At 64.1% G+C, this 9,236-nt stretch carries 9 protein-coding genes; 5 read left to right on the plus strand and 4 right to left on the minus strand.

Features of this window, described 5'->3' with window-relative positions:
• From JCM12178_RS20035 to JCM12178_RS15665, 4 genes are all read right to left on the minus strand, one after another.
• Positions 1 to 1,787: alpha-2-macroglobulin family protein (locus JCM12178_RS20035; RefSeq protein WP_369404543.1), on the minus strand; the 1,787-nt coding region annotated here is incomplete at its 3' end.
• On the minus strand, positions 1,690 to 3,741 hold the full coding sequence (locus JCM12178_RS20040; RefSeq protein WP_054652744.1) for an MG2 domain-containing protein: 2,052 nt from the start codon (positions 3,739 to 3,741) through the stop codon (positions 1,690 to 1,692). The genes JCM12178_RS20035 and JCM12178_RS20040, both read right to left, overlap by 98 nt.
• Positions 3,742 to 3,755: 14 nt before the next feature.
• Positions 3,756 to 4,526, minus strand: coding sequence for a hypothetical protein (locus JCM12178_RS20045; RefSeq protein ID WP_054652746.1), 771 nt, complete (start codon positions 4,524 to 4,526; stop codon positions 3,756 to 3,758).
• Positions 4,527 to 4,539: 13 nt separating this feature from the next.
• Positions 4,540 to 5,004: an L-2-amino-thiazoline-4-carboxylic acid hydrolase gene (locus JCM12178_RS15665; RefSeq protein ID WP_054652748.1), complete on the minus strand. Its 465-nt coding sequence runs from the start codon at positions 5,002 to 5,004 to the stop codon at positions 4,540 to 4,542.
• A gap of 391 nt (positions 5,005 to 5,395) precedes the next feature.
• On the opposite strand from JCM12178_RS15665, the gene JCM12178_RS15670 reads away from it, so the two are divergent.
• The 5 genes from JCM12178_RS15670 (at position 5,396) to JCM12178_RS15690 (ending at position 9,060) form a co-directional block, all read left to right on the plus strand.
• Positions 5,396 to 6,100 carry a YggS family pyridoxal phosphate-dependent enzyme gene (locus JCM12178_RS15670; protein WP_054652750.1) on the plus strand — a complete coding sequence of 235 codons (705 nt, stop codon included), beginning with the start codon at positions 5,396 to 5,398 and terminating at the stop codon, positions 6,098 to 6,100.
• Between the two features lie 23 nt (positions 6,101 to 6,123).
• Positions 6,124 to 6,885: a motility protein A gene (locus JCM12178_RS15675; protein ID WP_054652752.1), complete on the plus strand. Its 762-nt coding sequence runs from the start codon at positions 6,124 to 6,126 to the stop codon at positions 6,883 to 6,885.
• A gap of 24 nt (positions 6,886 to 6,909) precedes the next feature.
• Positions 6,910 to 7,749 carry an OmpA/MotB family protein gene (locus JCM12178_RS15680; protein WP_054652754.1) on the plus strand — a complete coding sequence of 280 codons (840 nt, stop codon included), beginning with the start codon at positions 6,910 to 6,912 and terminating at the stop codon, positions 7,747 to 7,749.
• A 2-nt stretch (positions 7,750 to 7,751) separates the two neighbouring features.
• Positions 7,752 to 8,477: an OmpA/MotB family protein gene (locus JCM12178_RS15685; protein WP_054652756.1), complete on the plus strand. Its 726-nt coding sequence runs from the start codon at positions 7,752 to 7,754 to the stop codon at positions 8,475 to 8,477.
• Positions 8,478 to 8,577: 100 nt separating this feature from the next.
• Positions 8,578 to 9,060: a flagellar basal body-associated FliL family protein gene (locus JCM12178_RS15690; RefSeq protein WP_054652758.1), complete on the plus strand. Its 483-nt coding sequence runs from the start codon at positions 8,578 to 8,580 to the stop codon at positions 9,058 to 9,060.
• The last annotated feature ends 176 nt before the right edge of the window (positions 9,061 to 9,236 follow it).

Below are 9,236 nucleotides of genomic sequence, written 5' to 3' on the forward strand. Positions count from 1 at the left end.
CCCATGCGGCCGCCGTCCTCGCGTCCGTCCTTGACCTCGGGCAGCTCGGCCAGCAGGGCGTTGAAGGATTCCATGTCGCCGGACAGGGCGTAGGCGCAGGCCAGCAGTGTGCGGGAGAGTGGCGAGAGCTTGGCAAGCCGCTTGTCGCGCAACTCGTCCATGGAGCCGCGGTCCGGAGTTCCGGCCTTTGCCAGCGTGAACAGGGCGTAGGCCGTGGGCCGGAGGTCGTTCGGTCGCTGGGTGGCGAGGCTTCGCATGTATCCCAGCGCGCGCTGGAGCATGCCGGGCGAGGTGTAGCCCGCCTGCTTCGCCTCAAGCAGGAAGTGGGTCACGTAGGCGCTGACCCACGGCTGCGGCTCTTCCCCGCCGGGCCAGAACCCGAAGCCGCCGCTGCCGGTCTGCATGGTCACCAGCCGCATGATGGCGGACTGGACCATGAAGGCCGGGCTGCGGTCCTTGACGAGTTCCGGGGCGAACGCCTCGGCCAGCTTGCCGAAGCGGATGAGCGGGAAGGCCCGGGACGCGGTCTGCTCGGCGCAGCCGTAGGGGTAGCGCAGCAGATGCTTGAGCTTTCCGGCAAAGCGGGCCATGGGCATGCGGCTCAGGGTCACGGAGCGGGTGAGCGTGCCGGGAACGTATCCTTCGGCCTCGGGTACCAGTTGCCCTTCGGGCTGGCTCAGGGAACCGAAGGCGTTGTCGCGCTTGAAGGGCAGGGCCGGGCGCACCGGAAGGTCGGTGGACACGCTGCGCGACTCTTTGCCGCTTGTTGCCGTGACGGTGACGCTGGCCTTGCCGCCTGCTCCGTCGTTGGCGGTTATGGGAATGTAAATGGTATCTTCGGTCCCGGCTCGCAGTTGCATGGTGCTCGGCTTGGCTTCGGAGGAAGCTGCGCCCGTCACGTTAACGTTCACGGTGACGGCGGCGTCGCTGCCCATGTCGTTTCGCACGGTGACGGGCATCTCGATGCTGTCGCCCGTGGCCATGAAGCGCGGCAGGGTCGGGGTGAGTGCCAGCGGCGAGCGCACGCGGGTGATGGTCTTTCCGGTGCCGAAGCGTTTGCCGTCCAGCCCCACGGCCACGATGCGCAGCGCGCCCTGGAAATCCGGGAGCTTGGCGGTGTAGTTCACGGTACCGTCATTGCCCGCGGTCAGCGGGCCGGACCAGAAGGAGACCGGCTTGACGCGGCGGATGCCTTCGGTGCGCATGAAGCGGCTCTCGGCCATCATGGCCATGCCGCCGCCAGCGTCGCTCGCGCCCATGACGCGGGCAAGATCCGGGTAGAGCATGGCAAAGGTGTCGGCGCTCTCCACGCCGAGGGCGCGGCGGGCGTAGAAGAAGCCGAACGGGTCGGGGTCCTCGCTGCCCGAGAGCTGCATGATGCCCTCATCTACCGCCGCGATGGTCACCACCGCGCCCGGTTCGGCCTTCACGCTGAGGGAGAGTTCGGATTCCGGGCGCACCTCGGCGGGCGCGTCAACGTTCAGGGACATCTTGTTGGAGAGGTTGTCCACCAGCAGCGGTATCGCGCCAAAGGCACGGCCCACCGAGCCTTCGCCGATGTCCGTGGCCTTCCTGAGCAGCATGGCGGTGACGTGCACGTTGGGCGCGTACTCCTGCTTGACGGGGAAGCGCACTTCGCCGGTGTTGCCGTCGAGGGTCACGATGCGGGCATCGTTGATGAAGTTGCCTTCAACAGCCACGAGCAGCTTGCCGGGGAAGGGCGCGCGCACCTGAATGGTGGCGGTTTCGCCGGGCTGGTACTGCTCCTTGTCCGTGACGAGCTCCACGCGCGCCGGGTTTTCCAGCGCCCACGGGGAGTAGCCCCAGCCGCCGCTGTAGAAGGTGGTCCGGGCTGCCGCGCCTGTCTTGGGCGAGGCGATGACCACGCGGTAGCTGCCGTAGCGCGGGAGTGAAGGTCACGCTTCCCGCGCCGCTCCCGGCCGGGACCGAGGTCTCGGTCAGAAGCTGCGGGTCGTTGACCGACTCGTACCGGAAGCCGCCCGAGGGGGCCTTTCGCACCACGGTGCGGTAGCGGTCGCGGTAGAGCTTCGCAGTCAGCGGGCCGTGCGTGGCCTCCTTGCCCTGCGGATCGAGACAGATGAAATCGAAAGTTATCGGTTGCTCGGATTCAAACCCGTTTTTATTGAGCTTCTTGATTCCGATGTAGTATTCGTAAGGGTGAATCGTCACCCTCTTGCGGGCCGTGACGCCGCGCCCGCCGGTCTCGCTGACGCGGCCATAGAGCATGGCCTCCAGCGCTGCGGGCGGGGTCAGCCCGCCAGGCAGCGGGATGTCGAATTTTGCGGTGCCCGCTTCGCTGAGCGTGCCGTCCTCGGAGAATATCTCCTGCGGCTCGAAGCTGCGATCCGGGTCGCCGAAGGCGTAGTCCTCATACCCCTTGGCCGTGAACGGCGCGGTGCGGAGCTGGGCGCGGACCGTCACCGGCAGGGAGCTTGCGGGCGGGCCGAAGAGGTAGCTGCTTTTGATTTCGGCCTTGACGGTCTGGCCGGGCAGGAACTGCTGTTTTTCCGTGACCACTTCCACCTTGATGCGGTCCGGGATGAACTCCTCGACCTTGAAGTCGTAGGTGCCGATGGTGGTGTCCCCGGCCTTGAGGGTCAGGGAGTGGCCGCCGGTGAGGGCGTAGTCCGGGACCGGCAGCTCGAAGGCGGCGGTGCCGTCGGCGTCGGTCTTGAGCCGGATGGTCCGGATGTCGCGGCCCTTGGGGTCGCGCTGGGTCAGGGTCAGCGGGATGGACGGGGGCGCGGCCAGCGAGTCTTTCCTGACCACGGCCATGGCCTTGACCGTCTCGCCGGGGCGGTAGAGATCGCGCTCGCCGTAGATGTATGCGCGCAGCCCAGCGGGAGAAGCCTCGACCCCGCTGACGTCCAGCCCGGTGGTGTCCGCGCTGAAGCGCGAGGGCAGCAGGAAGGTGAAGTCCCCGCTCCTGTGCTCGGCCAGAATCATGAAGGGCGATCCGTCCGAGTGGTCCGCCGGGATGCGCAGCAGGCCCACGCCCGCAGCGTTGGTGCTGGAGCGCGACAGGGTCTGGTTTTTGTCGCTCACAAGCGTCAGCCGGACGCCGGAGAGCGGCTGGAGGGTCGTGTTCGACACGGCCCAGACCGTGAACTTGTTCTCGTCGCGTTTGGCCACGAGGCCGATGTCCGTGAGCATGAGCCAGCGTTTGACGCCGTTCTTTCCGGGCATGGCCGCGCTGACCTTGAACAGGCCGCGCTCGCCGGAGTCAACGAGGTCGCGCAGTTGCAGCGGCAGGGTGACGGGCTGGTTGGGCGTGCCGCGCACCGGGATGGTCTCTTCGTGGATTCTGCCGCCAAAGGCGTACGGAACCCCGGAGTAGTCCCAGTTGTCCTCGAACACGCGCCAGCCGTACTCGTGGAGCATGGAGAAGATGTTGTTGGGGTACACGCGGTCCACGCGCACGCTGATGCGGTCGGCGTTGACCGCCGTGAGCGCCAGTCCCGCGCCCTTGTGCCGGGGCAGGAACATGCCGCTTCCTTCAAAGGAGACGGACGGTTCCATGTCCGGAATGCGGATGGCTTCGGTATGATCCTCGGCCAGCTCCGCGCCGTCCGCGGCAGTCAGGCCCTTGCGGATGGTCACGGTGTATTCGGTGCCGGGTTTGAAGTCGCCGCCGAGCATGAGCACCGGGCCGTCTGCCGAGAGGGTGTGGCTGGCTTTCGGGGCGACGCTGACGAACGGGGCCGCGCTGCGGGCGTCCATGGGCGTGGAGAAGCTCAGCCGGACGCCTCCGCCGGAGGCCGAGGACCACGGTCGGCGCCTTTGTAGTGCAGCACCGGGTCGAGGCGGATGTCGATGCTGGCCGAAGCGTCGCGGTCAAGGGCCAGCTCCGTGCCGGAGCGCTTGAGGCCCTTGTCCACGGTCAGGCGGTAGGTGCGGCCTTCCGTGGTCTTCTGCACGCTGTCCGAGAGCAGCTCCAGCCGCCGGGAGCTCCATGAGGTGGTGACCTGCAGGGGGATCTGCGAATCGTCGGCAGTGTTCGTGAGGGTCACGTGGCGGAGCAGGTCCTCGGGCGAGACAGGGCCGTTGAAACGGACCACGGCGCGGATGATCGCACTGCCGGGCTTGCCGCCGGCGCGTTCGGAGAGGTCCATCTCCTCAAGGGAGAAGGTCCCGGTGCGAAGGGTCAGCGTTGTCTCGCCGCTCAGCCCGAGCTTCGGGGCCATGGTCACGGTGAACTCGCGGTTCTGGGGCAGGGGCTTTTTCGCGGTGAAGCGCAGGGTGTAGGGGTTATTCCAGCTCCATTCGCCCTTTAGTTCCGGGTCCACCACGGCAGCCTCATCTGCGGGCACCGATTCGGTATTGGCCGGGGCGGCCAGTTCGATCTCGAACCCGGAGCGGTCCGGGGCCACGCGGGCCTCTTTCACGGCTGGCGTGACCGGGGTCGGCCCGGAGAGCGGGGAAAGATGGACGATCCACGCGGCCTGTGCGGCCACGAGGATGCAGAGAACGGCGATGACGGCGGTTTTCAGATTGGCGGCGTTCATGGTGAAACCTCGTTTATTTGGTCCAGACGAAGCGGAAGCGGCAGGCTTCGGCTCCGGCGGCGATGGTGCAAGGGCGCTCCAGTGTGAGCCGGGGATCGTAGGCCTCGGCAAAAGGGGCGTCTCGGTTGCAGGAGATGGTTCGGCAGAGTTCTTCGGGCATGCCTGCCTCGCGGTAGGCGTCCACGTAGCCGCAGCGGGTCACGCGGAAGGAGAAGGCGGTGTCGGAATCCTCTTCCACCGCAATGTCCAGCGCGCCTCCGGCCCGCCAGATGTCAACCACGGTCTTGAAGTGCGCCAGCGAGGGGCCGCCCGGCGCTGCTGCGGCAAAGGCCTTTCCGGCCTCGCGCCCGGCCCGTGCCACGGTGTTGGCGATGACGGCCAGCGCAGCGTCGCGGTCGTGGGTGCGGCACAATTCCTCGTATACTCTACCGAGCATTTCCGCCTCGATGATGCGGCGGTCGATTTGCCTGATCTCCATAGGCCATGAGCTATCACAAGGCGGATACCATCGCCAGCCGGGAATTGCTTTTTTCCCGGCCCTGTCGGGCCGTGTTCTTGCCGACGCAAAAATGTCGCAATCAGTGCATGAAGCGGCTAAAAACACGTTCACTTGCCGAATGAGAGAAAGAAATTTCAGAAAAAAGACACAGCATTCCGTAATCTCTAGACTTTTTTGAATTCGTACCATTTCGGGGGGTTGCGTTTGGTCAGGCCCTCGCGTACCTCGCATGGTGAGTGGATATGAAGCGGATTTTCCAGTATGATTCGCTAAACTGAATGAATAAAGGGCCGATAAGGTTGAAGAAGGCCACAAGGGCCGGAAATCGCTGGCCTCTCGGGGACGTTGCCCCGCATCGAGAGAAGACCGAATGGAAACGAGAAAGCAGGAACTGGCCGAACGGCTGGAACAGGTGAAGGACGATCTCGCCGAGGCGGCGAAGAAAGCGGGCAGAAAGCCCGAGGACGTGACCCTTGTCGCAGTGTCGAAGCTGCACGCCGCGCCGGACATCGCGGCGCTGGCCGAAGCCGGGCAGCTGGATTTCGGCGAGAACTACGTGCAGGAGGCGCTCGGCAAGCAGGAAGAGCTGGGCGGACTCGGCGTACGGTGGCACTTCATCGGCGGGCTGCAGTCCAACAAGGCCAAGTTTGTGGCCGGGAATTTCGAGCTGGTCCACAGCGTGGACTCGCTCAAGCTGGCGAAGAAGCTCGCGGGGAAGGCCGTGGAGCGCGGCACCGTGCAGAAGGTGCTCGTTCAGGCAAGTCTCGCGGGCGAGGCACAGAAGAGCGGCGTGGAGGAAGACGCGCTCGCCGAGCTGGTGGAACAGGCCGCCGGGCTTGACGGGTTGAGCGTTCAGGGGTTGATGACCATGCCGCCGTTTTTTGACGATCCGGAGGGGGCGCGCCCGTACTTTGCGCGTCTCAGGGAGCTTCGCGAGGCCCTGCGGCAGCGGCTCGGGCTTGAGCTGCCGCACCTGTCCATGGGCATGACGGGCGATTTCGTCACTGCCGTGGAAGAGGGCGCGACGCTCGTGCGCATAGGAACACGCATCTTCGGGGCTCGGCCGCCGAGGTAGCCAACAACACGTAAGGACTCGGGATGGATCTCGGAACTGTCATAGGATTGGTGCTCGCATTCGGGCTGGTGGTCTCGGCCATTCTGACGGGCGGCAGCCTGCTGGTCTTCATCAGCGTGCCGTCGGCGCTCATTGTTCTCGGCGGAACCGTCGGGGCGACGCTCGTCAACTACCCCATGGGCTACGTCATCGGCGTTGTCGGGGTCATCAAGAACACGTTTTTTTCCAGCATCGAGTCCCCGGCCGTTATCATCGAAAAGTTCAAGGACTACGCCAACCGCGCCCGCCGCGAAGGCATCCTCTCCCTGGAGCCGCTCATCAAGGAAATCGACGACGACTACATGCGAAAGGGCTTGCAGCTCACGGTCGACGGCCTTGAGCCGCAGGTGATTCAGGAAATCCTTGAAACCGAGATATCCTATCTGGAAGAGCGTCACGAAGTGGGCGCGGGCGTTGTGGCGGTCATGGGCACCATGGCCCCGGCCATGGGCATGATCGGGACGGTCATCGGGCTGGTGCAGATGCTCCAGACCATGAGCGACCCCTCCACCATCGGCCCGGCAATGGCGGTGGCGCTTCTGACCACGCTGTACGGCGCGATTCTCGCCAACCTCGTTTTCAACCCCATGACAGGCAAGCTCAAGGCCAGAAGCAAAGAGGAAGTGCTCATCCGCGAGATGATTCTCGAAGGGATTCTGGCTAGTTCCAAGGGGGAAAACCCGCGTATCATCGAGGAGAAGCTCAACAGCTTCCTGCCTCCCAAGGACCGCGCCGCTTCCGACTAGCGCGGACAAGGAGCGAGGCGACCCATGGCCAAGAAAGCCAAGAAAAAGGTCTGCGACGAAATGCCGCCGTGGCTCATCACGTTCACCGACGTGATGACGCTCATGCTGACCTTTTTCGTGCTGCTCGTGTCCATGGCCCGCGTGGACGAGCGGCGCAAGCTCGTGGTGCTCGGCTCCATCATCGGTACCTTCGGCTTTCACGAACAAAGCTACGAACTCTATTCCCGAAAAGATACCAAGCGCACCGTTGAGCCCGGTCCCATCGACTCTGGCGACCTCGAACCGCTCAAGCCGCTGCTCTGGGAAGATGCGGAAAACGACCTCTCGTTTCAGGAGAGCAAGTTCGTGCAGGTGCTTTCCATCAATGCCGACGTGCTCTTCCGGCCCGGTGACGTGGCCCTTTCCGAGCGCGGCATGGAAATCCTGACCGTGGCGGTTCCGGTGCTGCGCAACCTGCGCTGGCCCGTGCTCATCGCCGGGCACGCTTCGGAGCGGCGTGACGAAGAAGGCGCTCGCTACGAACCAGAAGTGGACGATACCATTCCGGATTCATCGTGGCGCCTGAGCCTCGACCGTGCGCTTGCCGTGTTCAGTTTTATGCTCAACGAGGGTGTGCCTGCGGACATGATGCGCGTTGAGGGGTATGGTCGATTCTCGCCGCTGGCCCCCAACGATACTCCGGAAGGGCGCAGGCAGAACCGCCGGGTGGACATCGTGCTGGACAAGCGCAGCACCACGGCGGCGCGCGAGCTTGACGCCGAGATGCCGGAGAATCGTCAGGAGCCGGACGGTACCGTGGACGTGGACGGCTTCATCTTCCGTGTGGACGAGGAACTCCCCGCCGGGGAAGAAGGCGGCCAGTAGCCATGGCAAAGAAGAAAAAAGACAAGCCGTGCAAGCCACTCGAGTTGTGGCTGGTGACCTTTTCCGATCTGGTCACGCTGCTGCTGACCTTCTTCGTGCTGCTGCTGACCATGTCCAGCATGGACAACGCCCTGTTGACCACGGTGACGCTTACTCAGGCAGACCTTGGGCTGCTGGACAAGCGCGGTTCCGGCCGTGTCAACGCCCGTGAGCGGATGGTGGTGCAGCTCATGGAAAAGCCGTGGGAAGTGCTGGAAAAGAAGAATCGGCTCAAGGACCTCATCTTTCCCGATGACGTGCTGCCGCCGGAGCTGGACCGGCAGACCCTTGAGGAGAACCTCAAGATTTTATCGAAGTGGGACGGCGTGGCGCTCGTATTCACGGACGAGCTGGTCTTCAGGCCCGGCTCAACGGAGCTCTCCGACACAGGCCGCGCGCTTCTGGACGCGTTGGTGCCGGTCATCTCGTCGCTTCCTGCGCCGGTGGACGTGGCCGGATACGCCGATGCCGTGGACGATGCGCCAGACCCGCTGGAGGTTTCGGCGCAGCGGGCCATGTCCGTGCTGACGTTTTTGCGGCAGGCGGGCATACCGGCCAAACGAATTCTTGTTTCGGCCTACGGTGCCACGCGGCCCGACGCCATCGGCGAATCGCCCGAGGCGCGGCGGCTGAACCGGCGGGTGGAAATACTGCTCAAGACACAGCGGCCCATCGGGGGATATCCATGATGACTTCTGTGGGCTGCCATGCTCGATCATCTCTGGATATTGCGTCGATTTCGGGCTAGAAACAAGTCGGATAGAACGAAAACCAAGGACAGGTGACACCGTGGCTGACGAAGAAATTCAGCAAGAAGAGAAAAAGGGCGGAAAGCTCAAGTGGATCATCATTGCCCTGGTGCTTGTCGCGCTCGCGGCAGGTGGTTACTTTGCCTATACGCAGTTCATCGCGCCTCAGGACGATGCCGCAGAGGAGACCGCGGACGAGTCCGTGCAGGAGGTCCCGGAGGAGGGAACGCTCACTCCGCTGCCGGTGTTCCTCGTCAACCTGGCCGATCCGCTGGGGCGGCGCTACCTCAAGCTCGGCGTTGAGGTCGAGGCCCGCGACGATAAGGTCGTGGAGGCTCTGACCACCAATCAGGCCAAGATCAAGGACAGCATTCTTCTGCTGCTTTCGAGCAAGACGTATGACGAACTCTCGACGCTGCAGAGCAAGATAGAACTCAAGAACGAGATAGCCGACAGGCTGAACCAGATACTCGGAAACGGCAGCATACTGAAGGTGTACATAACCGAGATGGTCATCCAGTAGCACGGTTCTTGCTTAATAGTCTTCGGCGCGTCGTTTTTCAGACGCACGAACACGAACCCTATTTCAGGAAGGGGCCGAAATGAGTGACGAACAAGACAAGTTGGCCGAAGAGTGGGCCGCCGCGCTCAGTGATGATTTCGAGACCGACGAAGCCACCGGCGAGCCGGCCGGCGGGG

The organism is Salidesulfovibrio brasiliensis JCM 12178, assembly GCF_001311825.1.
GTDB classification, from domain to species: domain Bacteria; phylum Desulfobacterota; class Desulfovibrionia; order Desulfovibrionales; family Desulfovibrionaceae; genus Pseudodesulfovibrio; species Pseudodesulfovibrio brasiliensis.

Coding starts and splice junctions, on each gene's coding strand:
- JCM12178_RS15670 (WP_054652750.1), top strand. CDS start 5,396: ATGGAAACGAGAAAGCAGGAACTGGCCGAACGGCTGGAACAGGTGAAG.
- JCM12178_RS20045 (WP_054652746.1), bottom strand. CDS start 4,526: ATGAACGCCGCCAATCTGAAAACCGCCGTCATCGCCGTTCTCTGCATC.
- JCM12178_RS15685 (WP_054652756.1), top strand. CDS start 7,752: ATGGCAAAGAAGAAAAAAGACAAGCCGTGCAAGCCACTCGAGTTGTGG.
- JCM12178_RS15665 (WP_054652748.1), bottom strand. CDS start 5,004: ATGGAGATCAGGCAAATCGACCGCCGCATCATCGAGGCGGAAATGCTC.
- JCM12178_RS15675 (WP_054652752.1), top strand. CDS start 6,124: ATGGATCTCGGAACTGTCATAGGATTGGTGCTCGCATTCGGGCTGGTG.
- JCM12178_RS20040 (WP_054652744.1), bottom strand. CDS start 3,741: ATGGACGCCCGCAGCGCGGCCCCGTTCGTCAGCGTCGCCCCGAAAGCC.
- JCM12178_RS15680 (WP_054652754.1), top strand. CDS start 6,910: ATGGCCAAGAAAGCCAAGAAAAAGGTCTGCGACGAAATGCCGCCGTGG.